Consider the following 24,793-nt stretch of genomic DNA (forward strand, 5'->3'; position numbering starts at 1 on the left):
AAGGAGCCTCCCCATGGAAAAATTTGGTAAGTCACAACCGGTCAAACGGGTTGAAGATCTTCGGTTTCTGACCGGCCATGGGCGCTATGTGGACGATATCGCGCCGCAAAATGCGCTGCGGGCGTTTGTTTTTCGCGCCCCGGTTGCCCATGCCGAGATCACCGAGCTTGATGTTTCGGACGCGCGTGGTGCGCCCGGTGTCCATGCTGTGCTGACGGTCGAGGATCTCGAAGCGGCTGGGATGAACCTCAACATGTATGCGGCGACGGTGAAAAATCGCGACGGGTCGCCGGGCGCCAACCCGGACCGTCCGCTTCTGGCCAAGCGCAAGATGCGGTTTGTGGGCGAGCCGGTCGCGTTCATCGTGGCTGATACGCTGGATCAGGCGCGTGATGCCGCTGAACTGATCGTGCTGGAATACGAGGACCTGCCCGCGAAAATGGATCTCGCCATCGGGGGCGCACCGGTGCATGACGATGTGCCAGACAACCGCGGTTTCGACTGGGGCATGGGCGATGAGGCCGCAACCGACGCCGCCTTCAAAGCGGCGGCGCGCACGGTCAGCTTGGAGGTCGGTGACAACCGTATCCTCGTCAGCTCGCTTGAGCCACGCGGCTGTTATGCGGAATGGGACGGTGAGCGGGTGCATGTGTCGTTGGGCGGGCAGGGCGTCTGGGCGCACAAAGACGCCATTGCAACCGCGCTGGGGCTCGACAAGGAAAACGTGCGCGTCACCAATCCGGATGTTGGCGGCGGGTTCGGGATGAAGGGGTTTCCCTACCCCGAGTATTCGCTGGCAGCCCATGCTGCACGTGTCACAGGGCACCCGGTGCGCTGGATGTCGGACCGCACGGAGGCGATGCTCACCGACAACGCGGGCCGGGACCTGACGTCCCTGGCCGAGCTTGCCTTTGATGACACCAACAAGATCACGGCCTACCGGGTGCACACGCGCTGCAACCTCGGCGCCTACAACAGCCATTTCGGGCAGTTTATCCAAAGCCAGCTTTTCAGCCGCGTCCTGATGGGCGTCTACGATGTGCAGAACACCTATCTGCGGGTCGAAGGCTTCTATACCAACACCACCTATGTGGATGCCTACCGTGGCGCCGGACGGCCCGAGGCCATCTATGTGCTGGAGCGCCTGATGGACCGGGCTGCGCGCGAATTGGGTGTTGACCCGACCGAATTGCGCCGACGGAACTTTATCAAGGCTGATCAGTTTCCCTATAAGACCTCGACCGGGGAAACCTATGACGTTGGTGACTTCGACAAACTGTTGAGCAGAACGCTACAAGAGGCTGATTTTGCAGGATTTGAACACCGTAAACAGTCTGATGCCAACAAAGGCCTGCTCCGCGGCGTCGGGTTGTGTTACTATATCGAAAGTATTTTGGGTGATCCTTCGGAAGGCGCGAAGGTGACGTTTAATGAGGATGGTACGGTGACGATCTACGTGGGCACGCAATCCACAGGACAAGGGCACGAGACGGTGTTTGCCACCTTCCTGTCCGATCAAACCGGTATTCCCGCAGATAAAATCACCGTTGTACAAGGGGACAGCGACCTCATCGCGCAGGGGGGCGGCACCGGCGGATCGCGCTCTGTGACGGTTCAGAACAACGCAACCCTGGCAACCGTTTCGCAGATGACTGAGAGCTTTAGCGCTTTTCTGGCGGATGAAATGGACGTGCCCGCTTCCGAGATCAGCTTTGATGACGAACGGTTTCGCGCGGATGGATCTAACCTCACGCCGACGATGCTGGAGGTTGCGGAGATGGCCCGCGCCAAGGGGCGCGACGACCTTATGGTTCATGAGGCGCGCGTCACCCTGCCTGCCCGCAGCTTTCCAAACGGGTGTCATGTTTCAGAAGTTGTGGTGGACCCCGATACCGGCGTCGTGACCGTCGAACGCTACACTGTCGTTGATGATTTTGGAAATCTTATCAATCCGATGCTGGCCGAAGGTCAGGTGCATGGCGGGGTGGCGCAGGGCATAGGTCAGGCGCTGACAGAGCATGTGGTCTTCGATGAAGACGGCCAATTGCTCACGGCATCGTTCATGGACTACGCCTTGCCGCGTGCCGACGATGTGCCCACTATTAGTTTTACATCGGAGCCGGTGCCTTCCACCGCCAACATCATGGGGATGAAGGGCTGTGGCGAGGCTGGCACGGTGGGCGCACTGGCCGCTGTGGCAAACGCGGTTCAGGATGCGCTTTGGGAGCGGGGGGTGCGTCAGGCCGATATGCCATTCACCCCGCATAAAGTTTGGGAGCTGTTGAACAGTGAGGTCCTCGCGGCGGAATAACAGATGGCTCGGCTGGCTGCGCAGCAGGTTCTGGCGTCGGCCCGATAGTGATTTTGGCCCAAGACGGGGCCCTGTTGTTCACGTGGTGATCCTTGATGGCACCATGTCGTCGCTGGAGCCGGGGTGCGAAACAAATGCCGGGCGCGCCTATCATATCTGCCGCGAAATGGGCAGCCCGCTCTCGATCTACTATGAGCCGGGGCTGCAATGGAACAACTGGCGCTCGGCCATGGATGTGATGCTGGGGCGCGGCATCAACCGGCAAATCCGGCGCGCCTATGGCTATCTGGCATCGCGGTATCGGCCGGGTGACAAGATTTTCCTGATGGGATATTCGCGCGGCGCCTATGCTGTGCGCAGCCTTGCAGGCGTGATTGATCAAATGGGGTTGCTGCGCGCCGAAGACGCGACCGAGCGTAACATCCGCGACGTCTACCGTCATTACGAGTGCAATCCAGAAAGCGAATGCGCCCGGCAGTTTGCCACGGCGCATTGTCTGCCGGATGTGGAAATTGAAATGATCGGTGTGTGGGACACCGTGAAATCGCTTGGCTTTAACGCGCCGATCCTGTGGCGGTTGAGCGAAAAGAAACACGCGTTCCACACCACGCACCTCAGCCACAATGTCAAAGCCGGGTTTCAGGCTTTGGCGCTGGATGAAACACGGGTTGCCTATGCACCCGTGCTTTGGAGCTCGCCCGAGGGGTTCCAGGGCCGGGTGGAGCAGGTGTGGTTTGCAGGTACCCATGGCGATGTCGGTGGGCAGCTGGGTGGGTTTGAGGCTGCACGCCACCTGTCCAACATACCGCTGGTCTGGATGCTGGAACGGGCGCAGATGAACGGGCTGCCCCTGCCCGACGGATGGGCGGGTCGTCTGCGGCAGGACGCGACCGCACCGATGCTCGGTACCTTCAGGGGCAATGGCAAGTGGTTCATCACCCGGCGGGCGCGTAAAATCATGCAGGATCCCTCCGAGCGCATCCATGACAGCGTCGCTCTGCGAGAAGCCGCCAAGCCAGCTCCCAAAAGCTGGATAAGTTTCGGAAAAACAGTGTAATTCCGATTTCTCTCCCCATCTCTCTTCAAGAACCAATGGCGTGCCTGAGCGGTATCGCAGGCACGCTCTGAAAAGCGAGATGGATGGGGCGTGACAATGAAAGCCGCAAGCGCGTGAAGAAATCGATATGGTGGGGCACAATAGCTGCCGCGGTACTTTTATCAGCGATGGTTGTCCAAGGTCTGGATGCGATGCGGTCCTTTGAACTGCCAAAGACTGCACGTTTGTCCGACCACGAAATTCTTGTGCAAGGCGGTCGTTTGGCGGGCACATTGGCATTGCCCGCGGATCAGGAGAACCCGGCCGTTGTCGTGATCGTGCACGGCGATGGCCCCCAAGATCGATGGTCTGATGCCACCTACCTGCCGTTGATCAACGTCCTGCTCGACGCAGGCATCGGAGTGTTTTCCTGGGATAAACCGGGCGTGGGGGAGAGCACCGGGGATTGGCTGACCCACTCTATGGCGGATCGTACGCGAGAAGCGGTGGCGGTCTATGATTACCTGCGGGAGACAGCCGGCATTTCCGGAAACAAGCTGGGGTTTCTCGGGTTCTCGCAAGCGGGCTGGGTTGTGCCGCAGGCGACACTCGACACCGAGGCCGCATATGCTGTGCTGATTGGCCCCGCGATCAACTGGCGCAGTCAAGGCGCCTATTACACATCCAGACGCCTGGAACAGAAGGGCATCGCGCCGGATGAAATCGCGCAAGCGGTTGCGCGCAACCTGTCTGAGAACGATGTATTGTTCGGAGCCGGCGGCGATTGTGCCAGGCGCGAGGACATGACCGCGGCCCGCTGCGGGTTTGTGAAACGGAATTACCGCGCGGACGCGACGGTGCCGGTCCTGGCCATGACCACGCCTGCACTGGTTTTGATGGGCGCGGAAGATTTGAATGTTGATCCGGCGGAAACGGCCACGACCTATGCTGAGAACGCCTTACATGACGTTCGGATCATACCTGAGGCCACGCACAGCTTGCTGCGCGTGGAGCATTATAACTTCCAGACACCCGCGGCTTGGACAGCGGTGGCCGGGTTTCGGTTCATGATGTCGGGGGCAGGCGCGTATGCGCCCGGGGTGTTGGATCAGGTCACCCAGTGGATTGATGAAAAGACGCGCTGAACCGACTGGGTCCGGCGGGACGCAACCCAATCACGGCGGTGCAATTTGGAGCACGTCAACGCCCGCGCCATCCCCCGCCAATCAGAACCATGACCCGAAAAGACCCGGGCAGGGATGCCCGGGCCAGGCCCCGTTAGAACGGGAACCGATGTAATATAGGAGGCGGGTGCTCCGGCTCGGGCAGGAGCCCCACGTCCTTACGAAGATGGGCCGGTAGTTGCGCCCGACCGCGCGGTATTGAAGCCCGACGCTTGGTCGATATCAGGACCGCCACCAGTCGCAACAAGAGCCCGCGCGAGCGGTTAAACGGGATGTATATTGATAAGTTTGGCATTTTTACTCTCCATGGATGATGGAAAGCCGCCACATGAGGGGGAACAAATAAAAAAAGGCCGTATCATGAGGCGGCCTTCGGATTGGAAACCTGTCAGACCGCTCTAGCTGGCTACAACGCCCGCTACAGATAGCATTTGGATCCAACGATTCTTCATGACTGACCTTTCTGGTGTCAGGGTTTCCCTCCGCGCTCGATAGCAGGGGCGCGCGCGTTTTTCAACTCCCTGTATCCGTATCGGTACAAATTTGCCGCTCTTGCGCTAGGCGATTTTCATGATGATGCAGGTGGTGGACCCGGTTGCGTATAATTTGCCGTCTTCAAGCCCGCGGATTTCACCATGTGCGACACCTGTGGAGCGGCCTGAATGATCAACTTCGCCAATGCAATCGATGGTCGTGCCGAGAGGGATGTTGCGCAGAATGTTGATCTTGAATTCTAGCGTTGTGTAGATCGATCCGCGTGGCACCCGGGTCATCACCGCGCAGGCCATCGCGGAATCCAACAACGTACCGTACCAGCCCCCATGCACGGTGCCCATGGGGTTGGTTACATTGAATTCTGGCGTGCCGCGAAAGACAGCGCGCCCGTCGCTGACATCTTGCAGCGTATATCCCATGGTTTCGCCGATGGGCGGGCCCGGGTTGCGGCCCTCAAGGATGCCTTGCATGAACTCCAGGCCAGACATCGAAAGGATGTCGGATTGGGACAGCAAATCGGCGGGTGATTTGGCGATGGGCATGGGGCACTCCGAGGGATTAGTCCCCTCAAAGGTATGCAGTTTCGCGTTTCGCTCTCAAGGGTTACGCAACGTCTCTTACGCCGGTAATGGCCTGTGTGACGCCCAGGGCGTGGCAGATCTGGCGCGTCATCTCAGGCCGGTTGAGCGTGTAGAAATGCAGTGCGTCAACACCTTCGTCCACCAGGGTTGAGCAAAGCTCGGTACAGATAGCGGTCGACAGCAGATCATGCCGATCATCGCGGATCGCTGTGTCGAAAGCCTGATCCAGCCAGGCCGGCACTGACGCCCCACAGCGCAGCGCAAATTTCCGGGCACTTGTCCAATTGATGATGGGCAGGATACCGGGTGTGATCGGGGCAGTGATACCCGCCTTGGCGCAGTCATCGCGGAAGCGCAGGAAGGTCTCCGCCTCAAAGAAGAACTGCGTAATGGCTTCATCCGCACCTGCGTCGATCTTGGCCTTCAGCCAGTCGATATTGGCTTTTTGGCTGGCAGCTTCGGGGTGTTGTTCGGGGTAGGCCCCGACGCGCAGCGTGAACTGCCCCGACTGCGCCAGAGCATCGATCAATTCACAGGAATTGCCAAAGCCGTCAGGGTGCGGCGTGAAGCTATCCTGATCTTCGGGCGCATCGCCGCGCAGCGCGACAATATCGGTGACGCCCGCCTTGGCAAAGCGCTGCGCTATCGCGAGCGTTTCTGTTTTGGACGCGCCGACGCAGGTCAGATGTGCGGCAACCGGAAGCCCAGAGGATTTGTGCAGCGTATAGGCCGCATCATGGGTCAGATCACGTGTGCTGCCGCCTGCGCCATAGGTCACCGAAAAAAACCGTGGCTCCAGCGGCGCCAGTGCCTGTGCGGTCTCCCAAAGCTTGAACGAGGCATCAATCGAGCGGGGGGGAAAGACTTCGAACGAAACGGATGGCGTGGGCATCGGGCGCGGTTCCTCATGATTTGACACCTTGTGCCATATCTGGCTTCGTGAGACAAATTCATAACTCTCATCTTTAATATGAGGACAATATGCATATTGAGTTTCGTCACCTGCGGACCATTCAGGCCATTCACGAGGCGGGTGGCCTGGCGCGTGCCGCGGATCAGCTGCATATTACGCAGTCCGCTTTAAGCCATCAAATCAAAGGGTTGGAAGATCAGGCGGGGGTTGAGCTATTTGTGCGCCGGTCCAAACCTCTCAAACTCTCACCCGCGGGCCTGCGCCTGTTGAAGCTGGCGCATCAGGTGCTGCCGCAAATTCAGGCCTTGCAGGAAGAATTCACCGGGTTGCGTGAAGGCAGCACCGGGCGGATGCATATCGCCATCGAATGCCACGCCTGTTTCGAGTGGCTGTTCCCGGTACTTGAGCAGTTTCGCAAGAGCTGGGGCGATGTTGATGTGGACATCCGGCCCGGGCTGGCCTTTGACGCGCTGCCAGCTTTGCTCAAGGAAGAGGTCGATCTGGTGGTTTCCTCTGATCCCGAAGATCTGCCGGGTGTGAAATTCGTGGAGCTCTTTGATTATGCACCGGTTTTCGTTGCCGCAAGTACCCACCCGCTTGCGGATAAGCCCTTTGTCGAGGCTGCTGATTTTCGGGATGAAACACTGATCACCTATCCGGTGGAACGCACCCGTCTTGATGTCTTCAGCCAGTTGCTGATCCCGGCAAAAGTGGAACCTGCGGCCATTCGGCAGGTGGAACTTACAGCGGTGATCCTGCTTTTGGTGGCGTCGAACCGGGGGGTGTCGGTTTTGCCGGATTGGGTGGTGCGCGAGGTGAAGTATTCATCTGACTATGTCACCCGTCCGCTGACCAAGGATGGTATCACCCGCAGGCTTTACGCCGCTGTGCGGACCGACGACCTGGAAAAACCGTTCATGCAGCAGCTTTTGCATCTTGCGGGTGAAGAGGCACGCAAACTGCAGGCGCAATAGCATCGCATATCGCGTTCAAGTGGCCTCGCAGGATAGGGGCCCAGTCTCTGATCCGCGACACTTTGGCCTGCGACCGTTTTGTGGTAAATCACCCCCATAGGTGCTTGCAGGGTACCGGAAATCTCCCCGTGTGGGAAATGTGGGTGCATGGGTAAAGCGGGCGCAACAGACAGTTTCTACACCGATCTTCCCAAGATTTCGGCCTTCGACAGCCTGTGTGATGCGGGTTGCTTTACGCCGCTGCCTGATGACTGGTTGATCGGCGTTTCCGATGTGGTCAATTCAACGGTCGAAGTAGCCAACGGGCGGTACAAGACCGTCAATATGGTCGGAGCGGCGGTGATTTCGGCACAAATCAATGCCTCTGACAAGACAGCCTTCCCATTTGTTTTTGGCGGCGATGGCGCCACCTTCGCGATTTGGCCGGAACAGGCGGAAGCCGCGGAAAAAGCGCTGCGTGCAGTACAATGTTGGGCGCAGGAAGAGTTCCAGATCGGGCTGCGCGCGGGTCTGGTGCCAGTGCGCGACATCGTGGCGGCGGGATTGCAGATCGGGGTTGCACGCTACCGGGCGTCCGAAGGTGCCGATTACGCAATGTTCAATGGGGGTGGCGTGTCCTGGGCAGAAAACGCCTTGAAATCAGGGGTATACGGCTTTGACCCTGCGCCTGCCGGGACAGTCCCCGATTTGACCGGGCTTTCTTGCCGCTGGACGCCGACCTCGTCCAAAAACGGCACGATCCTCTCACTTGTTCTGCAACCGGTTGGCGGTGTGGATGACGCGCAATTCACCAAGGTGGCGGGCGACGTCATTCAGCTTGCGAAAGGGCTGGAGCGTGGCGGGCATCCGGTCCCGGTGGAGGGGCCCGAAACGCAATGGCCGCCCCCCGGCGTCCTGCTGGAGGCGCATGCCAGCAAAGGCACAGGATCGCTGGGCGCGACCCGGCGCAAGATCCTGTTTGAGACGCTGATCGCCTGGTTTCTCTTTCGCACCGGGTGGACAATCGGCGGCTTCAACGCGCGGCACTACGCGCGCATTACCGGTCGCAATTCGGATTTCCGAAAATACGACGACGGTTTGAAAATGACCCTTGATTGTGACGCAGCTACGCTCGCGCAGATCAGATCCCTGCTTGCAGATGCCCAGGCGAAAGGTGCGGTGGAATACGGTCTTTTTGAGCAGGATCAGGCGATGATGACCTGCATCGTGCCCTCAATCCTGACCGATGATCACATTCACTTCATTGATGGCGCGTCGGGTGGCTACACGCAGGCCGCCACGATGATCAAGGCGCGTAAGAAGCAGGCTGTTTGACGGGGTGCGCATCCCGCGACAGGCCCAGGGGTCACTGCAGGCTGCGGATGAACCGGTTGCCGAGGCGGATCAGTTCATCCACGGGATTTTGCGAGCTGCGTCGGCTGGTTCTTCTGTCGGAGGTGCCATCAAGCCAGACTTCGATGCGTCCCGGCGCGCCATGCCCGCTCTGACTGAAATCGCGCGCCTCAATCTGCAGATCATCCGCCAGCGTTGATGCAATGGCAGCGTCGGTCACATCGTAAAACCGGACATGGGGTGCCGAAATCGTCAGCCTGACGCGCTGAACATCGGCGATTTGAAACCCGCCGGTGTTCAATTGCGATTTGTTCTGATCGAGCGCTGCGGTTGTCACGCTGTCGGGCGCGTAGACATGAATTTTGGGCAAAGATGCGTCGAGTGTTGTTGGTTGCGTGAAAGGTCGCTCAACCGGTCTTTTTTCAGGGTCGATGGCGAGGATCGGTGCGGATGCCTCTTTCGGTTTTACTGCATCATCAGGTGACGAACTTACGTCGAGCGCGGCTTGTTGATCCCCGGACACATCAGCTTCAAGGTCAGAGGCCGTAGTGGGCTGTGCTTGCTCTTGGATCACGCTCTGTGCGGTATTGGCTGCCTCCGTGCGGGAAAGACCGTCCAACCCGATGGCTGTGCTAAATCCGAAAGACAGGCCAAATCCCAGGGCCGCGCAACATGCCACGGCGATCAGGGCATTGCGACTCAAAGCCTGCTTGGCCTGCTTCGCCGCACTCGTGAACAGGGCTGAAAAATCTTGTTTGGGTGCTGTCTCCGATGGCGGTCGAATGGCCCGCAAGACGGGAGGCTTCGAAGAGCGCTTGGGCGTTTCAGGTTTCTGTACGGCGGCGAGGTCGGCGCGGACCGCGCGCGCGGATGCTTTGTTCAGAGGGTTTGGTTTTGGCGCGGCTTTTGCCGTGTCACTTGCTCCGGTGGCGGGCGTCTTGGCCTGCTTGTTTTTCTCCGCCAGGATTTTTTCGCGCTTTGCCCGTGCGGCCAGCACACGCTGCTCCCAGTCTGCCGAGTGCAACTGTTCCGCTGCGTGCGAGACCCTGGTCGCCTGCGACGCCCCTATTTCCTCACTCGTTTTTTTGCCCGGCATCCGTGAAAGCCTCGGTTTTTGCGTCCGCATCAAATTTCATGACAGACATTATCACAATTCTACCCTGACGGGACCAAACGTCAAAAATGGGTCTCCTTTTGCGCTGGTCTTTGAGCAGCTTATTGCTGGTGGCGGCGTGTTACCACAGCACCTCGCGATCAGCGGGCGAGACGCGCGGCGCGGCCACCGCGACGCTTGGTGATCTGGCCGCTGCGCAGGGGCAGGGCTTCCATCACGGTGCGTCGTGCTTCGGGGGTCATGCGGGACCATTGCGTAATTTCGTCGATCGACCGCAGGCAGCCGGTGCACAGCCGCGCCTCGGGATGGATCACACAGACCTTGATGCAGGGGCTTTCCACCTCGTCGCGGCGCCAGATGTCGTCTGTCATGCTTTACCCTTCTGATGCCGCGCGAATGACCCGAATGCGGTCCAGCGCTCCCTGCAAGATATATCCTGCCGCCACGTGATCAATAACCTCGGCGCGACGTTTTCGCGACGTATCCGCCTCCAGCAAGGCACGTTCGGCGGCGACGGTCGACAGGCGCTCGTCCCAGAACGTGATCGGAATGTCCAAACCGTCGACCTTTTCCAGGTTGCGCGCAAAGGCGCGTGTGGATTGGCAGCGTGGTCCTTCGGAGCCATCCATATTGCGCGGCAGACCCAGCACAAGCCCCCCGATCCGCCGCTCGACCACGATCTCGGCCAGACGGGCAGCGTCGAGGGTAAATTTGCGGCGTTTGATTGTTTCCAGCGGCGTTGCGACAGACAAAAACGTGTCTGACACGGCGACGCCAAGGGTCACGGTGCCCAGATCAAGACCTGCGATGCTTTGCAAGGGGGGCAGTGCTTGAGCAAACGCGCCGACCTCGTCGAAGATCATTCAGCCACCTGGGCGCGTTGACCGGCGCGCAACAGCAAATCCAGCGCGCGGGTGTCATCGGCAAAGACCTCAACGGCGTTTTCATAGACGGCGCGGGCCTGCGCGGTGCGTCCCAGCACGCCAAGCGCGCCGATCAGCTGCGCCCATTCGTCCACGGTGCCGCCCTCGCCGGCCAGCCGTTCGGACAGACCACCCACCATGCTCTGGATCATCTCCATCCGTTCCGCCGGGGTCAGGTCACCCGCGGCTTCGATATCTGCCGAACTGGGGCCACGGCCGGTGCCGATCTGGGGGATCTGGTAGGTGACGCCCGCGCGAAAGGCCATGTCTTCGATCTGCGCGAGAATGGGGGTGATCCAGGGCGCGGTTTCGGGGCCTTCGCGCAGCAAGGCATCCCACATGCGAAAGGCTGTGTCGGGGCGACCGGTCTGGGCCATCATCAGCCCCATGTAATAGCGCGCGGTGCCATTGGTCTGGTCAAAGCTGAGCGCTGTGCGCAGGGCGGCTTCAGCCTCGGGCGACACGTATCCTCCGGCTGCCAGCACCAGCATATCCGCATAATCGATGAAATCAGTGGCGTCCGCCGTGTCACCCTTGAGCCGCAGAACCTGGCTTTGCGCCCGAGCTGCAGCGCGGAAATTGCCCAGATTGGCTTCGTTCTGGGCCAGCAGGATATTGCCCTGCAGATCATCGGGGCGTCGGGCGACGGTGTCGCGTAGTTGCTCAACAAGGGCCACATAGTCGGGGCTGGCGTTTTCAGGTGTGCCCACCTCGGGCAGGCTGGCCTCTGCGGCCTCCTGGCTAGGGCGTTCGGTCCGTGCACTCTCTGCCATCTCGATACGGTCAGCCAGCGCCAGATCACCATAGCCCGGCGCGCCCAATTGCAGATAAAGCGCAAAGCTGCCGCCGATCAGAACCAGAGCCAGCATGCCAGCCACCAGCTTTGGTGCGCCCTTACCCGCATCTGCTGTGATCTGATCTGACTGCATGGCGGCGTCTGCAGCAAGGATCCGGCGCGATACTTCCGCACGGATGCGTTCGGCATCTGCGGCGCTGACTACACCGCGTGCCAGATCCTTATCCACCTCGCGCAGCTGATCGCGATAGACCCGCAGGTCGTAGGCCGCGGCGGGTTCTGTCGCCCCTTGCCGTGGCGCGCGCAGGCCCAAAGCGAGCAGTGCCGCAACGGTAAGTGCCAACACACCAGCGACAATCCAGAAAAAGGTCATGTTCAAACGCTCCTTGAACGCCTGATGTAGCGATCAATGTGCCCGCGCAAAAGGGACAAATGATCACGGGTGCGCGTGTTGCCGTCAGAATTGCGCGCGGTGTCGCAAACTTGTTAGAAAGCGCCGCGCTCGGTATCCTCTTTTTCGCCAAGTCGCGCAGAACTGATGCAGTCCGGGTGCCTGCGCGAATCCGGTGTCTTTCGTCTTGGGGTGGTCTTGCCATGAAACGTTATTCTGTCTTTGCCGTGGCACGTGAGGCTGCCCGCTATCACACAGGATGGGAACGGGCGTGGCGCAAGGCGGAGCCGAAGAAGAAATACGACGTCATCATCATCGGGGCAGGCGGTCACGGTCTGGCCACGGCCTACTATCTGGGCAAGCGTTTCGGCATCAAGAATGTCGCCATTCTGGAAAAAGGCTGGCTGGGTGGCGGCAATACCGGGCGCAACACCACGATCATTCGCAGCAACTACCTGCAGGATCCGTCGGCGGCGCTCTATGAAAAATCCCGGTCGCTCTATGAGACGATGAGCCAGGATCTCAACTACAACGTGATGTTCTCCCCGCGCGGGGTGATCATGCTGGCGCAGACGCACCATGAGGTGCGGGGGTATCAGCGCACGGCCCATGCCAATGCGTTGCAGGGGGTGAAGACGGAATTCATCAATCCGACACGGGTGAAGGAGCTGGTGCCGATCATCGATATCGACGGGCCACGTTACCCGGTGCTGGGCGGCCTGTGGCAGGCGCGCGGCGGCACTGCGCGGCACGATGCGGTGGCCTGGGGCTATGCGCGGGCCTGTTCGGACATGGGCATGGACGTGATCCAGCAGTGCGAGGTGACCGCCATTCGCCGTCAGGGTGGCAAGGTCGTCGGCGTCGATACCTCAAAGGGGGCGATTGATTGCGACAAGCTGGGGATCGTCGTGGCGGGCAATTCCGGTCACGTGGCGGGGCTTGCGGGCTTCCGGCTGCCGATTGAATCCGTGGCGTTGCAGGCGCTGGTCAGTGAGCCGATCAAACCCTGCATGGACGTGGTGGTCATGGCCAACACCGTGCACGGCTACATGAGCCAGTCCGACAAGGGCGAGATGGTCATCGGCGGCGGCACCGACGGCTATAACAACTACACTCAGCGCGGGTCATTCCACCACATCGAGGAAACGGTGCGTGCGCTGGTCGAGACCTTCCCGATGATCAGCCGCCTGAAAATGCTGCGGCAATGGGGCGGGATCGTGGACATCACCGGGGACCGCTCGCCGATCCTGTCGAAGACACCGGTGGAGAACGTCTTCATCAACTGCGGCTGGGGCACGGGTGGGTTCAAGGCAACGCCGGGCTCCGGCTGGGCCATGGCGGAACTGATGGCCAAAGGGCACGGCCCGCTCACGGATGCATTCGGCATGGAGCGGTTCCGCGAAGGGCGATTCGTCGATGAAAGCGTCGCCGCCGGGGTGGCACACTGATGTCAGGGCTCGGAACCGGGGCCACCCCCGATATCGCTTTTGTTGTTGATCCCATCGGGTTTGCGTCGCAGGCCGCGCAAAACGATCAGCACAACGCAGAATATCATCAGGCCCAGGGCGACCAGATAAAAGGTATCGGTCATCTGCTACCCGTCTTCGTCGTCCGTTTTTTTGCGATTGCCTTCGCCCGCCGCCGATCCGAAGGCGATCAGGCTGCTCACATCGACTTCGCGCCCGCCTCTGGCCGCCTTGCGTGCCGCAATCCCGCGGCGCTCCATGACCAACATGACAATCGCCACCGCAGCAAGGGCGCCAAAGACCATAACGGCGATCATTTCGTGGCTCATCAGATGCTCCTTAGACCTAGAGATACCGGAATACTAAACCGAAAAATGTGCCCTGGCCATTCCGCGCTGCAGCAAAGGCTATGGAACCTTTTTGCGGTCCGGCTTGTTTCTTCTCCAATCGCAACGCGAAAAGGAGAAAAACAATGTCTGACCAAACACATGGCTCATCCGGCAACGGAAACACGGGCCTTGCATTCATCGTTGGTATCCTCGTGGCCGTCGTCGCCATTCTGGCGTATTTCATGCTCACCACGGGTGATGCAATCTCGGTCGAAGGCCCCGACACCGTCATCGAAGGCGCCGCCGAAGCTGTTTCCGGCGACTGACGACACCAACAAGACTAAAGACAAGGCCGCCGGGGTGATTTCTCATCCGGGCGGCCTTTTGCGGTGCGCCCCTGTGGCACAGCGATCGGCACTTTTCAGCCGTCAGGCGCGCGTCACTCCGGCTTGCCCTCGCCGAAAGACACCGGGGATTCCCGCCGATGTTGCGACCCGTGCCCCAGCCGACAGACTGGCCTCCCGTAACAAGGAGACACAACCATGGCTGACTATACGACCCACAACGACGGTGTCAGTGGTAAAGGCATCTTTATCGCGCTTTTGGTTATCGGCGCGTTTGTCTTCCTGCTGGCGGTACTGGGTACCGGCACGGTCCCATCCGATCCTGATGCAGCTGGTGATCCGGCAGCCATCGAGTCCGCACCTGCAGCCCCTGCTGAAACAGCACCGGCTGTCGTCGAATAACTCCCACTCAATTGTGCGGACCGCCGGAGGCGGGCGTTTTGTGACGCCCGCCTCTTTGCTGTGCCGCGAAGAGATTGCCGGAATACCCTCATGCTAACGCTGACCTGTCCCGTTTGCGGTGTGACCGCAGAAGAAACCGAATTTCATGGCGGTGGCGAAGCCCACCTCAAACGCTTTGGCCCCGGTGCCACGGATGATGATTTCGAGGGATATCTCTTCATGCGCGAAAACCCCCGGGGCGTGCATTTTGAGCGCTGGCGTCATGCCTATGGCTGCGGCAAATGGTTTCACGCAGCGCGCTGCACCACAACCTTGCAGGTCTTCGGCACCTATCCAGCTCAGACCTTTGAGCCGCCAAAAGAGATCTGTGACAAAATCAGCGAAGCCCGCCCGGGCTGGTCCTGGAGGGCGTTCAAATGATCCCGTGCCCCATTTCTTCTGGCCAAAAATATCCCCGCCGGAGGCTCCCCACCCCGACACCGACGCTGAGGTTTGATCGATGAGCACCCGCCTCGCTGCAGGCGGTCGCCTGCTGAACAAAGAAAAAGCGCTGTCTTTCACCTTCAATGGCAAGCAGATGCGCGGCTTTGAAGGCGATACTCTTGCCTCGGCACTTCTGGCGAACGATCAGATGTTGATCGGGCGTTCGTTCAAGTATCACCGGCCGCGCGGTGTCGTCGCTTCGGGCGCCGAAGAGCCCAACGGTCTGGTGAACCTCGGCGCCGAGGGCAGTTTTGAACCCAACCAGCGCGTCACCACAACGGAGCTCTTCGATGGGTTGACCGCGACCAGTCAGAACCACTGGCCCAGCCTCGAATTTGACGTAGGTGCGATCAACACGCATCTCAGCCGTTTCCTGCCCGCGGGTTTCTACTACAAGATGTTCATCCATCCGCGCCCGCTGTGGAAACATGTCTATGAGCCTTTCATCCGGCAATCCGCAGGGCTGGGCCGGGCACCAAAGGCGCGGGATGCTGACACCTACGAGCATTTCTATTTCTTCTGCGATGTGATGATCATCGGCGGGGGTGTCGCGGGCTTGCAGGCGGCCAAAACCGCAGCGGCGTCAGGTGCAAAGGTTCTTCTGATCGAGCAAACCGCCTATTGGGGCGGGCGTGCGCCGGTCGACGGGGGCACCGTGGATGGCATCCCTGTGGATAACTTTGTGGAACAAACCGTCGCCGAGCTTGAAGCGATGCCAAATGTCACCCTGCGCAAACGGACGATGGGCGCGGGCGTTTATGATCACGGTTACGTTCTGGGATACGAGCAACTGCGTGACCACGCGCCTGAAAAACCCGGTCCACGCCACCGTTTATGGCGAATCCGAGCAGGCCACATCGTGACGGCGACGGGCGCAATCGAGCGGCCACTTTCCTTTGCCGGAAACGACATTCCGGGTGTGATGCTGGCCTCGGCCATGCGCGACTATGTGGTCAATTACGGGGTCTCGGCCGGGGACCGCACAGTAATCGTCACCAACAACGATGACGCTTACCTGACGGCATTTGCCCTTAATTACGCGGGTCTCAGCGTACCTGTCATCCTGGACGCGCGCGTGCTGGCGGAGGACAGCCCGGCGATGGAGCAGGCCAAGGCCATGGGCATCCGCGTGATGATGGGACACGCGGTCGCAAAGGTAAAAGGTGGCAAGCGCGTCACCGGGGTCGCGGTCTGCAGTCAGGCGGGCGAAGGTGCTGTTTTGGAAGAGATTGCCTGCGATGCGGTGGCCATGTCGGGGGGATGGTCCCCCGTCGTGCATCTATGGTCGCATTGCGGTGGCAAATTGTCTTGGGACGACGCTCAAGCGCATTTCCGACCGGATGTGGACAAAGCGCCGACCGGCGCCGATGGACAGCCCTTTGTGACCACCGCAGGGGCTGCGAGCGGCGCGCTGCACCTGAGCGATGTGCTGGGTGATGGCGATCAGGCGGGCAAACTCGCGGCCGCTGCTGCAGGTTTCAAGGTCAAACAGACGCGGTGCCCGGTGGGTGAGAGCCCAGAAGAGGCCCCGATGATGCCGATTTGGTTGATGCCACAGGGCGCCGGCGTTGAGCTGCGCAGTAAATCCTGGCTGGATTATCAGAATGATGTCAAAGTCTCCGACGTGCAGCTTGCCGCGCAAGAGGGATTTGAAAGTGTCGAACATGCGAAACGCTACACGACGTTGGGCATGGCCACGGATCAGGGCAAGCTGAGCAACATCAACGGATTGGCGACGCTGGCCAGCGCGCTGAACACATCGATCCCGCAGGTGGGCACCACCACGTTCCGCCCACCTTACACGCCCATTTCAATGGGGGCCATCGGCGGCGAGGCGCGCGGCGATGTGTTCCAGCCGATCCGCCGCACTCCCATGCATGACTGGCACGATGCCAATGGCGCGGAGTGGGAACCGGTTGGGCAGTGGCGCCGACCCTACGCCTATCTTCGCCCGGGCGAGAGCGTGCATGATGCGGTGATGCGTGAGACGAAAAACACGCGCGAAAATCTGGGTCTGCTGGATGCCTCCACGCTGGGCAAGTTGATCGTGAAAGGTCCGGATGCGGGGCGTTTCCTTGACATGCTCTACACCAACATGATGTCGACCCTGAAGCCGGGCAAATGCCGCTACGGGCTGATGTGTTCCGAAAACGGCTTCCTGATTGACGATGGTGTGGTGGCCCGGATCGACGAGGAGACCTTCCTTTGCCACACGACCACGGGCGGCGCCGAACGCATCCACCAGCATATGGAAGAGTGGCTGCAAACCGAATGGTGGGACTGGCAGGTCTATGTGGCCAATGTCACCGAACAATATGCGCAGGTTGCCGTTGTTGGCCCCAATGCGCGCGCGGCGCTGGAAAAGCTCGGCGGCATGGACGTGTCCAAAGAGGCGCTCGGTTTCATGGAATGGGCGGATGGCGAACTCGGTGGCTTCAAGGTCCGGGTTTATCGCATCTCCTTCTCTGGCGAGCTGAGCTACGAGATCGCCGTGGATGCAGGCCACGGGCAGGCGTTCTGGGACGCGCTGATGGTTGTGGGCAACGATCTCGGCGTGATGCCCTATGGGACCGAGGCCTTGCATATCCTGCGGGCGGAAAAAGGGTTTATCATGATCGGGGATGAGACCGACGGCACGGTGATTCCGCAGGATCTGGGATTGCACTGGGCAATTTCGAAGAAAAAAGACGACTTCCTGGGCAAGCGCGCGCAGGAAAGATCGCATATGACGGACCCCACCCGTTGGAAGCTTGTGGGCCTTGAAACCCTATCCGGGGCGGTGCTGCCGGATGGCGCCTATGCTATCGGTGAGGGCGAAAACGCCAATGGCCAGAAAAACATGATCGGACGGGTCACCTCCAGCTATTACTCACCAAATCTCGGGAAGGGCATCGCCATGGGACTGGTGCTGCATGGGCCGGACCGGATGGGCGAGGTGATCGAATTCCCCGGAACCGAGGGCGCGACCTATCGGGCGCGCATTGTCGATCCGGTATTCTATGACAAGGAAGGGGAGAAGGGGAGTGTCTGAACCGATCACCGCACTTGCCGGCGCCGCGTCTGAGACTGGCATCGCCCGGATTACGGAGCTTCCCCTGCAGGGGATGATCACGCTGCGTGGCGATCTGGCGTCTTCGGCGGTCCAGAAGGCGGCCTCGGGCGTGGCGGAGGTAGAGATGCCCGGCCCCAATCATGCCAATTGCGTTGAGGATCGCGGGATCTGCTGGATGAGCCCGGATGAGTTGTTGATCTTATGCCCGTACGACATGGTGGCGGCGAACATCGACAAGATGACCGAGACGCTGGGCAACGCCCACTCTCTGGCGGTCAACGTGTCGGACGCGCGCGCGGCGTTCCGGATCACCGGTCCGCAAGCGCGCGAGGTCCTTGCGAAACTCTGCCCCGTGGATCTGTCGCCTGAAAACTTCGCGCCGGGCATGTTTCGACGCACCCGGATGGCGCAGGTACCCGCCGCGTTTTGGATGACGGATGCGGAGAGTTTCCAACTCGTTTGTTTCCGCTCACAGGCGCGTTATGTCTTTGATCTTCTTAGTATTGCCGCCCAGCCCGGGTCAGGCGTTAAGATTTATTTAACCTAACTGTTGACGCCACTTGGCGTCAATGTCATCCTCTCTACAGATTTAATTCGGTGCGCGGATTGTGGCGATGGTTCTGTTGGCAAGCTCTGCAGTGTGATGCAGCAACGGATGCCGCGGACGCGCACCTTTCAAAGGACGTGTTCGTGTTTCGGTCTCTGTTGTTTTATCTCATCTTGTTTACCCCTTTGCCTGTCGCTGCGGCTCAGGGCGTGCTTTACGATTGCACTATGACGCAGCTTTCGCGGGGCGGCGGCTGGATTTCTGAAAAAATCGGCATTGCACTGCACGAGAACGGGCGGGTCACAGTAAGTGATCGCATCATTCTGCGATCTAGCTCGGTGCCGATTGATGCAGATCGTGTGCGCAAGACCGACCGGAAGCTGGTCGTGAACTGGGTGCTGCGTGACTTCAAGAACAGCGACAGCCAAACGACCTCGCGGTTCAATTTCGATGCCACCATCCGTAAGGATGGCAAAATCACCGTCTACGCGCGCCCGTCCGGTTATCGCAATCGTTTTTCTGGCACTGGCACCTGCACCACACGCAAGCCTTAGACGCCCGCGCCCAGAGCAGATGATGGTCAATTCTTTGCCATATCGCCGTTGGACCGCACGGGCACCCGGGTACCAGGGCGTGCTTGCGGACAGCGTTAACGAAGATATCGTGCTGGGATGGACCATCCCGTGCGGCACCGATCAGTTCCGCGCCATAACACTGGGTTGGCTTGTGAGCATGGCTTGGAGGCCTTCCCAATCCCTGCGCAAAGGTTTAACTCACACTGAAATGGCCGCGCGACCTTTGAGTTATTTTAATGATTAAGGATCGAGAAGAATGAAGAATTTTTGGATGGGCCCCCTGGCTGCAATGTTATGTGCCGTGGCTGGCGCGGTCCCGGCGGCGGAAACAATCTACGGCTGTGAAGCGACGTATGTGTCTAAGCAGGGTTTTGTTGGACCGGAAATCTATTTCTTCCTGGATGAAGAAAAGGGTACTGTGCGCGTTCTGGATGGTGTTGTGCAATCCGTCACAGACGGGCCCATGGCGGGCAAGCTGACCAAGCGATCAAATGGCATCTACCGGGTCAACTGGACGGTCGCCAACATCAAGGGCCGCACAACTGAGCTGACCGTGAACTACACGGGCAATCTATATCTCGAGAAAAACAAATACACCATATCCGCGGTTGTCAGAGGTTACGACAACAAGGTGCGGGGAGAAGGCCGCTGCAAGATCCTCAAATGAGCCGGCCTTCTTCTAAAAAACGCTTGCCGTCGAAGATCCGGGTGGGCGGATGCATTGCATTTGTACTCATGGTGTCGGGCAGCACGGCCGCGGGCGATCAATCCCGCGGCGTGTTTTACGACTGCAATATGCGCGTCACCAAGAGCAACGATTTCTGGGTATCCAACAAGATCGGCATCGTGGTTTTGAACAACGGCAAGGTCGTGGTGTCGGATGGTGTCATCCTGGGCTATGGCCTGAGCACGGTGACGGCAGAGGTTGTGAGCAGCACGGACAACGAATTGCGGCTCAAGTGGCAGGTAGAAGGCGGATTGCGCGAGAAAAACTATATACTGCCCGATGCGCAGTATACCGCCCGGATCAAAAGACCGTCCAACCAGATCACTGTCCGGGGCAAACTGCCCGGGTACCGCAAGAATTTCTCAGGCAAGGGGCAGTGCACGCTGCGCCAAGAATAGCCTTTTTCAAACAAACCCAAGAGAGTTTTATGCTTATCCGAACCCTATCTGCCTTTTTCCTTATCATTCTGGGCTCCTCAGCTTTGGCTCAGGGAACACTATACGATTGCGAAATGGAACAAACGCGAAAAGGAGGCGGCTATATACCTGAAAGGATAGAATTTTCCATTCAATCAGGCGGCGTGACGATCAAGGTTTTACGTGGGCGGGCACCTATCATTTTCGGTGCCGCCAAGGTTACACGCTACAATGCGCGTAAAACCGTCATATTTTGGACGGGACATGGGCTTGGGGTTTCGAGTAACAACGTGAGTTTGCCGCGTTTCAAATTCAATGCGACAATCCGAAAGGGTGGCAAGATCACCGTTCATGCAAGCCCATCCGGGTATAGCAACAGGTTTTTCGAGACAGGAACTTGCACGATGCGCACCCAATGATCGCGCGAAACGTCGATCACGGGGAACCCGCATGTCAAAGCTAAAGTGCGAAATCGGCGTTTCTGGTACTTTTTAGACTCGTTAACACTTGAACTCGGGAGCGGGTGCGCTTCATGTGCAGTGTACCCAACCAAAATGACAAAGGGGGCCCCAAATGGCTTTTTCACTTCCTGATCTTCCTTATGCCCATGACGCGCTTGCTGGCAAAGGCATGTCAGCGGAGACGCTGGAGTATCACCACGATCTGCACCACAACGCCTATGTGACCAACGGCAACAAGGCCATCGAAGGCACCGAGTGGGAGGGCAAATCCCTCGAAGAGATCATCAAGGGCACCTATGACAGCTCGGCCGTGGCGCAGAACGGCATCTTCAACAACATCAGCCAGCTGTGGAACCACAACCAGTTCTGGGAGATGATGGGCCCGGGCGATAGCGTCATGCCGGGGGAGTTGGAAAAGGCGATCATCGAAAGCTTTGGCTCGGTCGACACATTCAAGGATGACTTCAAGGCCGCGGGCGCGGGCCAGTTCGGCTCGGGCTGGGCGTGGCTGGTCAAGGATACCGATGGCAGCCTCAAGGTCACCAAGACCGAAAATGGCGTGAACCCGGTGTGCTTCGGTCAAACGGCTCTGCTGGGCTGTGACGTGTGGGAGCACTCCTACTACATCGATTTCCGCAACAAGCGTCCGGACTACCTGGCAAACTTCCTCGACAATCTGGTCAATTGGGAAAACGTCGCCTCGCGCCTCTGAGGCTCCGCTTTTCTGCGCATTCGAAAGGCCTCGCCACTTGGCGGGGCCTTTTTGCTTGTTGGCGGGTCGTTTTGGCTTCACAACCCTGAGCGAGAGGGGTTCGGTGATGATGAGCGAACGGGCAAAGGGTGTGGCGGCAATGATCGGGGCCTGCAGCATCTGGGGCCTGTCCCCGATCTACTACAAGCTGCTGTCCCATGTGCCCGCCCTCGAAGTCCTGTCGCATCGCATGATCTGGTCGCTTGTCATTTTCGCGATGGTGTTGGCCCTGCAGGGGCGCTTGCGCGAAATCGCCCGCTCCATGAACAGCATGCGTTCCTTCGGGTTGGTTGTGGTCGCCGCTTTGATGATCGCGGCCAATTGGACCCTGTTCATCTGGTCCGTGCAGACCGGGCAAACCACCCAGACCTCGCTGGGCTATTATATCTACCCGCTGGTGGCCGTGGTGATTGGCCGTGTGATCTTTGGGGAGCAGTTGACGGCGCTGCAGTGGCTGGCCGTTGCCATGGCAACGGTTGCGGTGGCGCTGCTGACTTTCGGGCCCGGGGTTGCGCCGTGGATCGCGCTCACGCTGGCGGCGACCTTCGGCGTCTATGGCCTGATCAAAAAGCAGCTCAACGTGGGCCCGGTGGTTTCCGTGACAGGGGAAGTGCTGCTCTTGACCCCATTTGCTGTCATCATTCTGTTGCAAACCTATCACAACGGTGGCGCGGTTTTTGGGGGTGATTTGCAAACAATGGTGTTGCTGGTCTTTGCCGGGCCGATCACCGCGCTGCCGCTGATCCTGTTCAGCTATGCCGCGCGCAGGCTCGCCATGACATCGTTGGGCTTGCTGCAATACATCAACCCGACCCTGCAATTTGCCTGCGCTGTCTTTGTGTTTTCAGAGCCGTTCGGGCTTTGGCATCTCATTGCCTTTTCGCTGATCTGGAGCGCTCTGGCGCTTTACTCCGCCGCGTCCTTGCGGTTGGAAAGCACGCGGCGCAAGGCCGCGCGCGCCGCCGAGGCATCGGGGACCACCGTATAGTATTTGTGCAGGCTCTCATCGGCAAATCCCTGGCGCGTGACATGCAGCAGCAGCGCGATCAGCGGATCCCAGTAGCCATTTGTATTCACGAGGAAAACGGGCTTTTCATGCAGGCCCAGCTGGCGCCAGGTGAGGACCTCAAAGAGCTCATCCAGCGATCCCGCGCCCCCGGCCAGGACCACCACGGCATCGCAGTTCATGAACATGACCTTTTTGCGTTCATGCATCGTTTCTGTAATCACGTAGGACGTCAAATCCGTCTTGCCGACTTCCCAGTCGACCAGATGCTTTGGAATGACCCCAAAGGTTTCTGCTCCGGCCTGTTGTGCCGAGCGTGCCACCACACCCATCAAGCCCACATCGCCCGCGCCGTAAACCAGCCGCCAGCCTTCCAGGGCAAGGGCCTGGCCCATATCTTCTGCATCCTTGAGATACGCAGGGTCCGCCCCGGGCCGGGAGCCACAATAAACGCAGACGGATTTTGGTCTCATATGGTCATCCCTTGCAGGTGTATTTAAAGGAAATGTGACGGTCGGGGTTTTGACCGGTGATAGAGCAGTTGCTATGTAGGCTCAACGCCTGTCGCCCTGCTCGCGAGAGGCGTCCTAACAGAAAGACGGGATTTATGCGCGAAGACGAGGCTGTCACCAAATCAGGTGGCACGGGATTGATGATGGCTGGCATTGTGATCGCAGGTGTGATCGCAGCTGGTTTTCTCATCGGTTTTCGCAGTGATACCGGCCCCAGCGAGGAAGATCTGGCGGCGGTCGTGGCACCGGGGTCTTCGGTACCTGCCACCCCTGAGACAGAGACAGCGCCCACCTCCGCTGAAGACACCCCAGCCGGTGACAGCGCAGAAGGCGCGGCCGTGGAGCAGGCGGAAACACCTGAGGTATCCACCGAAAGCGCCGCCAGCGCGCAAGCGCCCAGCATTGATGAGGTGCGTCTGGAGGATGACGGGCTGACGGTCATTGCAGGCAACGCGGCCCCCGGGGCGACGGTTTCGGTATTGGTGGATGGCGTCGAGGTTGCCACCACCGTGGCTGATGGCCGGGGTGATTTTGCCGCCGTGGCCGTGGTGGAGCCAAGCGATGCCGCACGGGTATTGACGCTTAAAGCAGAGAGCGAAGAGGCGACGATCGCCTCGGCGGAGGACGTCATTCTGGCGCCTGTCGCCAAACCAGCGGAGACTGCGCAGGCCTCTGAAGTACCAAAGGGTGACGCGGGATCAACGGAGGCGGAAGCGACCCCACCGACATCCGCAGAAATCGCTTCGGGCGCTGAGCCCGCGCCGCAATCGGATACGGCGGATGTGGTCGCACGCGCAGACCCTCCATCAGGAGCGACCCCGGCGGATCAGCCCACACCGCAAGGATTGGCGTCGGAGACACAAGAGACGGATGTTCCCGCAGCGCCAGGACCAAACGAAGATGTCGCAGCGCTGGTCACACCAGAAGACACGGTGGTTGAACCGAGCGTGGATGATGCCCCTGCATCACCGCCGGAGACCGCATCCGAGACGCCCTCCATACCTGAAGCGACGGCGCAGGCTGAACCGAAAACCGACCCAGAAACAACCACACAATCCGTGACCGTTCTGAAATCCACCGCGGACGGCGTCGAATTGCTGCAGCCGGATAGCCGCCCCGCGCCGAATGTGGCGATCGATACCATCGGATACTCCGATACCGGCGATGTGCAATTGGCCGGGCGTGCCGTTCCGGGCACATTCGAGGTGCGGGTGTACCTCAACAACCGATTTGTTGCCTCGATACCGGTGAATGCGGATGGCAGTTGGCGCGGGACAATCGCCGATGTAGCCGCAGGCGTCTACAGCTTGCGCGTTGATGAAATGAACACCGCAAGCGTTGTGACCAGTCGGATTGAGACGCCCTTTAAACGCGAAGCGCCAGCGGTGCTGGCCGAAGCGACCGAAGGCCAGGATGGCCCGGTCACCGCCGTCACCGTCCAGACCGGCGATACGCTCTGGGCAATTGCCCGGGATCGTTATGGCGAGGGGCCGCTCTATGTGCGCGTCTTTGAAGCGAACATCGCGGCCATTCGCGATCCGGACCTGATTTATCCGGGACAGGTGTTCGACCTCCCCGTGGAATAGATGCGTAACCCAAAGAGTTGCGCCTTTCAGATCGCGTAACGGGCTGATCCACAGCAATTTATCCGCCCCAAGACTGGCAAAGGGCC

General features: G+C 59.6%; 27 protein-coding genes. 18 read left to right on the forward strand and 9 right to left on the reverse strand.

Annotated features, from left to right (window positions below; translation table 11 throughout):
* Nucleotides 1-13 precede the first annotated feature (13 nt).
* The 3 genes from Q1A20_RS17445 (at nt 14) to Q1A20_RS17455 (ending at nt 4,492) form a co-directional block, all read left to right on the forward strand.
* A complete protein-coding gene (locus Q1A20_RS17445; protein WP_299917858.1) occupies nt 14-2,311 on the forward strand; it encodes a xanthine dehydrogenase family protein molybdopterin-binding subunit in 2,298 nt (765 codons plus the stop codon).
* Between the two features lie 16 nt (nt 2,312-2,327).
* Nucleotides 2,328-3,368, forward strand: coding sequence for a DUF2235 domain-containing protein (locus Q1A20_RS17450; protein ID WP_299740406.1), 1,041 nt, complete (start codon nt 2,328-2,330; stop codon nt 3,366-3,368).
* Nucleotides 3,369-3,451: 83 nt separating this feature from the next.
* Entirely contained in the window at nt 3,452-4,492 is a 1,041-nt protein-coding gene (locus Q1A20_RS17455; protein WP_299917861.1) for an alpha/beta fold hydrolase, read from the forward strand.
* Nucleotides 4,493-5,088: 596 nt separating this feature from the next.
* On the opposite strand, the gene Q1A20_RS17460 is transcribed toward Q1A20_RS17455, so the two are convergent.
* Both Q1A20_RS17460 and metF read right to left on the reverse strand, forming a co-directional pair.
* Nucleotides 5,089-5,568 carry a PaaI family thioesterase gene (locus Q1A20_RS17460; RefSeq protein WP_298972387.1) on the reverse strand — a complete coding sequence of 160 codons (480 nt, stop codon included), beginning with the start codon at nt 5,566-5,568 and terminating at the stop codon, nt 5,089-5,091.
* 61 nt (nt 5,569-5,629) lie between these two features.
* The gene (gene metF / locus Q1A20_RS17465) at nt 5,630-6,499 is read right to left on the reverse strand and encodes a methylenetetrahydrofolate reductase [NAD(P)H] (protein ID WP_299917863.1); all 870 of its coding nucleotides are present in this window, start codon (nt 6,497-6,499) and stop codon (nt 5,630-5,632) included.
* An 89-nt stretch (nt 6,500-6,588) separates the two neighbouring features.
* Between metF and Q1A20_RS17470 the strand changes: the two genes are divergently transcribed.
* On the forward strand, nt 6,589-7,494 hold the full coding sequence (locus Q1A20_RS17470) for a LysR family transcriptional regulator (RefSeq protein WP_299917865.1): 906 nt from the start codon (nt 6,589-6,591) through the stop codon (nt 7,492-7,494).
* Nucleotides 7,495-7,641: 147 nt separating this feature from the next.
* The gene (locus tag Q1A20_RS17475) at nt 7,642-8,808 is read left to right on the forward strand and encodes a DUF3095 domain-containing protein (RefSeq protein ID WP_299917867.1); all 1,167 of its coding nucleotides are present in this window, start codon (nt 7,642-7,644) and stop codon (nt 8,806-8,808) included.
* 31 nt (nt 8,809-8,839) lie between these two features.
* Here Q1A20_RS17475 and Q1A20_RS17480 read toward each other — a convergent pair whose 3' ends face one another.
* The 4 genes from Q1A20_RS17480 to ccmI form a co-directional block, all read right to left on the reverse strand.
* Nucleotides 8,840-9,922 carry a hypothetical protein gene (locus tag Q1A20_RS17480; protein ID WP_299917869.1) on the reverse strand — a complete coding sequence of 361 codons (1,083 nt, stop codon included), beginning with the start codon at nt 9,920-9,922 and terminating at the stop codon, nt 8,840-8,842.
* A gap of 158 nt (nt 9,923-10,080) precedes the next feature.
* On the reverse strand, nt 10,081-10,311 hold the full coding sequence (locus Q1A20_RS17485) for a DUF1289 domain-containing protein (RefSeq protein WP_298972402.1): 231 nt from the start codon (nt 10,309-10,311) through the stop codon (nt 10,081-10,083).
* A 3-nt stretch (nt 10,312-10,314) separates the two neighbouring features.
* Nucleotides 10,315-10,803: a Holliday junction resolvase RuvX gene (gene ruvX / locus Q1A20_RS17490; protein ID WP_299406040.1), complete on the reverse strand. Its 489-nt coding sequence runs from the start codon at nt 10,801-10,803 to the stop codon at nt 10,315-10,317.
* Nucleotides 10,800-12,032, reverse strand: coding sequence for a c-type cytochrome biogenesis protein CcmI (gene ccmI, locus Q1A20_RS17495; protein WP_299917872.1), 1,233 nt, complete (start codon nt 12,030-12,032; stop codon nt 10,800-10,802). The genes ruvX and ccmI overlap by 4 nt, the downstream gene beginning before the upstream one ends.
* A gap of 221 nt (nt 12,033-12,253) precedes the next feature.
* Here ccmI and Q1A20_RS17500 point away from each other — a divergent pair, with 221 nt between their 5' ends.
* On the forward strand, nt 12,254-13,498 hold the full coding sequence (locus Q1A20_RS17500; RefSeq protein WP_299917874.1) for a sarcosine oxidase subunit beta family protein: 1,245 nt from the start codon (nt 12,254-12,256) through the stop codon (nt 13,496-13,498).
* A 2-nt stretch (nt 13,499-13,500) separates the two neighbouring features.
* Here the strand turns inward: Q1A20_RS17500 and Q1A20_RS17505 are convergent, their stop codons facing one another.
* Both Q1A20_RS17505 and Q1A20_RS17510 read right to left on the reverse strand, forming a co-directional pair.
* Nucleotides 13,501-13,641 (reverse strand): hypothetical protein, encoded by a 141-nt coding sequence (locus Q1A20_RS17505; protein WP_299917876.1) that lies wholly within the window; start codon nt 13,639-13,641, stop codon nt 13,501-13,503.
* A 3-nt stretch (nt 13,642-13,644) separates the two neighbouring features.
* Nucleotides 13,645-13,845: a hypothetical protein gene (locus Q1A20_RS17510; RefSeq protein WP_299917877.1), complete on the reverse strand. Its 201-nt coding sequence runs from the start codon at nt 13,843-13,845 to the stop codon at nt 13,645-13,647.
* 143 nt (nt 13,846-13,988) lie between these two features.
* Here Q1A20_RS17510 and Q1A20_RS17515 point away from each other — a divergent pair, with 143 nt between their 5' ends.
* The 11 genes from Q1A20_RS17515 (at nt 13,989) to rarD (ending at nt 22,591) form a co-directional block, all read left to right on the forward strand.
* Nucleotides 13,989-14,171, forward strand: coding sequence for a hypothetical protein (locus Q1A20_RS17515; RefSeq protein ID WP_298972415.1), 183 nt, complete (start codon nt 13,989-13,991; stop codon nt 14,169-14,171).
* Nucleotides 14,172-14,387: 216 nt separating this feature from the next.
* On the forward strand, nt 14,388-14,591 hold the full coding sequence (locus Q1A20_RS17520; protein WP_298972418.1) for a hypothetical protein: 204 nt from the start codon (nt 14,388-14,390) through the stop codon (nt 14,589-14,591).
* A gap of 90 nt (nt 14,592-14,681) precedes the next feature.
* A complete protein-coding gene (locus Q1A20_RS17525) occupies nt 14,682-15,011 on the forward strand; it encodes a sarcosine oxidase subunit delta (RefSeq protein ID WP_299502661.1) in 330 nt (109 codons plus the stop codon).
* 79 nt (nt 15,012-15,090) lie between these two features.
* A complete protein-coding gene (locus Q1A20_RS17530; protein ID WP_299917879.1) occupies nt 15,091-18,105 on the forward strand; it encodes a sarcosine oxidase subunit alpha family protein in 3,015 nt (1,004 codons plus the stop codon).
* Nucleotides 18,098-18,673, forward strand: coding sequence for a sarcosine oxidase subunit gamma (locus Q1A20_RS17535; protein ID WP_299406029.1), 576 nt, complete (start codon nt 18,098-18,100; stop codon nt 18,671-18,673). The genes Q1A20_RS17530 and Q1A20_RS17535 overlap by 8 nt, the downstream gene beginning before the upstream one ends.
* A 227-nt stretch (nt 18,674-18,900) precedes the next feature.
* Nucleotides 18,901-19,227: a hypothetical protein gene (locus tag Q1A20_RS17540; RefSeq protein ID WP_299406026.1), complete on the forward strand. Its 327-nt coding sequence runs from the start codon at nt 18,901-18,903 to the stop codon at nt 19,225-19,227.
* A gap of 277 nt (nt 19,228-19,504) precedes the next feature.
* Nucleotides 19,505-19,915, forward strand: a complete 411-nt coding sequence (locus Q1A20_RS17545) for a hypothetical protein (protein WP_299406024.1) — start codon at nt 19,505-19,507, stop codon at nt 19,913-19,915.
* Complete coding sequence (locus Q1A20_RS17550; RefSeq protein ID WP_299406021.1) at nt 19,912-20,373, forward strand: hypothetical protein; 462 nt, start codon at nt 19,912-19,914, stop codon at nt 20,371-20,373. Before Q1A20_RS17545 ends, Q1A20_RS17550 begins: the two co-directional genes overlap by 4 nt.
* A gap of 29 nt (nt 20,374-20,402) precedes the next feature.
* A complete protein-coding gene (locus Q1A20_RS17555; RefSeq protein WP_299406019.1) occupies nt 20,403-20,810 on the forward strand; it encodes a hypothetical protein in 408 nt (135 codons plus the stop codon).
* 154 nt (nt 20,811-20,964) lie between these two features.
* Nucleotides 20,965-21,564: a superoxide dismutase gene (locus Q1A20_RS17560; RefSeq protein WP_299406016.1), complete on the forward strand. Its 600-nt coding sequence runs from the start codon at nt 20,965-20,967 to the stop codon at nt 21,562-21,564.
* 106 nt (nt 21,565-21,670) lie between these two features.
* On the forward strand, nt 21,671-22,591 hold the full coding sequence (rarD, locus tag Q1A20_RS17565) for an EamA family transporter RarD (protein ID WP_367180923.1): 921 nt from the start codon (nt 21,671-21,673) through the stop codon (nt 22,589-22,591).
* Here rarD and Q1A20_RS17570 read toward each other — a convergent pair.
* Complete coding sequence (locus Q1A20_RS17570; RefSeq protein WP_299406014.1) at nt 22,510-23,082, reverse strand: TIGR00730 family Rossman fold protein; 573 nt, start codon at nt 23,080-23,082, stop codon at nt 22,510-22,512. The genes rarD and Q1A20_RS17570 overlap by 82 nt on opposite strands.
* Nucleotides 23,083-23,216: 134 nt before the next feature.
* Here Q1A20_RS17570 and Q1A20_RS17575 point away from each other — a divergent pair, with 134 nt between their 5' ends.
* On the forward strand, nt 23,217-24,707 hold the full coding sequence (locus Q1A20_RS17575; RefSeq protein ID WP_299406011.1) for a LysM peptidoglycan-binding domain-containing protein: 1,491 nt from the start codon (nt 23,217-23,219) through the stop codon (nt 24,705-24,707).
* Nucleotides 24,708-24,793 lie beyond the last annotated feature (86 nt).

It is taken from the genome of uncultured Roseobacter sp. (genome assembly GCF_947501835.1).
Classification (GTDB): domain Bacteria; phylum Pseudomonadota; class Alphaproteobacteria; order Rhodobacterales; family Rhodobacteraceae; genus Roseobacter.

Coding starts and splice junctions, on each gene's coding strand:
- Q1A20_RS17505 (WP_299917876.1), bottom strand. CDS start 13,641: ATGACCGATACCTTTTATCTGGTCGCCCTGGGCCTGATGATATTCTGC.
- Q1A20_RS17520 (WP_298972418.1), top strand. CDS start 14,388: ATGGCTGACTATACGACCCACAACGACGGTGTCAGTGGTAAAGGCATC.
- Q1A20_RS17525 (WP_299502661.1), top strand. CDS start 14,682: ATGCTAACGCTGACCTGTCCCGTTTGCGGTGTGACCGCAGAAGAAACC.
- Q1A20_RS17510 (WP_299917877.1), bottom strand. CDS start 13,845: ATGAGCCACGAAATGATCGCCGTTATGGTCTTTGGCGCCCTTGCTGCG.
- Q1A20_RS17575 (WP_299406011.1), top strand. CDS start 23,217: ATGCGCGAAGACGAGGCTGTCACCAAATCAGGTGGCACGGGATTGATG.
- Q1A20_RS17570 (WP_299406014.1), bottom strand. CDS start 23,082: ATGAGACCAAAATCCGTCTGCGTTTATTGTGGCTCCCGGCCCGGGGCG.
- Q1A20_RS17445 (WP_299917858.1), top strand. CDS start 14: ATGGAAAAATTTGGTAAGTCACAACCGGTCAAACGGGTTGAAGATCTT.
- Q1A20_RS17515 (WP_298972415.1), top strand. CDS start 13,989: ATGTCTGACCAAACACATGGCTCATCCGGCAACGGAAACACGGGCCTT.
- Q1A20_RS17555 (WP_299406019.1), top strand. CDS start 20,403: ATGCTTATCCGAACCCTATCTGCCTTTTTCCTTATCATTCTGGGCTCC.
- Q1A20_RS17545 (WP_299406024.1), top strand. CDS start 19,505: ATGAAGAATTTTTGGATGGGCCCCCTGGCTGCAATGTTATGTGCCGTG.
- Q1A20_RS17560 (WP_299406016.1), top strand. CDS start 20,965: ATGGCTTTTTCACTTCCTGATCTTCCTTATGCCCATGACGCGCTTGCT.
- Q1A20_RS17550 (WP_299406021.1), top strand. CDS start 19,912: ATGAGCCGGCCTTCTTCTAAAAAACGCTTGCCGTCGAAGATCCGGGTG.
- ccmI (WP_299917872.1), bottom strand. CDS start 12,032: ATGACCTTTTTCTGGATTGTCGCTGGTGTGTTGGCACTTACCGTTGCG.
- Q1A20_RS17475 (WP_299917867.1), top strand. CDS start 7,642: ATGGGTAAAGCGGGCGCAACAGACAGTTTCTACACCGATCTTCCCAAG.
- Q1A20_RS17455 (WP_299917861.1), top strand. CDS start 3,452: ATGGGGCGTGACAATGAAAGCCGCAAGCGCGTGAAGAAATCGATATGG.
- Q1A20_RS17485 (WP_298972402.1), bottom strand. CDS start 10,311: ATGACAGACGACATCTGGCGCCGCGACGAGGTGGAAAGCCCCTGCATC.
- Q1A20_RS17540 (WP_299406026.1), top strand. CDS start 18,901: ATGACGCAGCTTTCGCGGGGCGGCGGCTGGATTTCTGAAAAAATCGGC.
- Q1A20_RS17530 (WP_299917879.1), top strand. CDS start 15,091: ATGAGCACCCGCCTCGCTGCAGGCGGTCGCCTGCTGAACAAAGAAAAA.
- rarD (WP_367180923.1), top strand. CDS start 21,671: ATGATGAGCGAACGGGCAAAGGGTGTGGCGGCAATGATCGGGGCCTGC.
- Q1A20_RS17460 (WP_298972387.1), bottom strand. CDS start 5,568: ATGCCCATCGCCAAATCACCCGCCGATTTGCTGTCCCAATCCGACATC.
- Q1A20_RS17480 (WP_299917869.1), bottom strand. CDS start 9,922: ATGCCGGGCAAAAAAACGAGTGAGGAAATAGGGGCGTCGCAGGCGACC.
- ruvX (WP_299406040.1), bottom strand. CDS start 10,803: ATGATCTTCGACGAGGTCGGCGCGTTTGCTCAAGCACTGCCCCCCTTG.
- Q1A20_RS17470 (WP_299917865.1), top strand. CDS start 6,589: ATGCATATTGAGTTTCGTCACCTGCGGACCATTCAGGCCATTCACGAG.
- metF (WP_299917863.1), bottom strand. CDS start 6,499: ATGCCCACGCCATCCGTTTCGTTCGAAGTCTTTCCCCCCCGCTCGATT.
- Q1A20_RS17500 (WP_299917874.1), top strand. CDS start 12,254: ATGAAACGTTATTCTGTCTTTGCCGTGGCACGTGAGGCTGCCCGCTAT.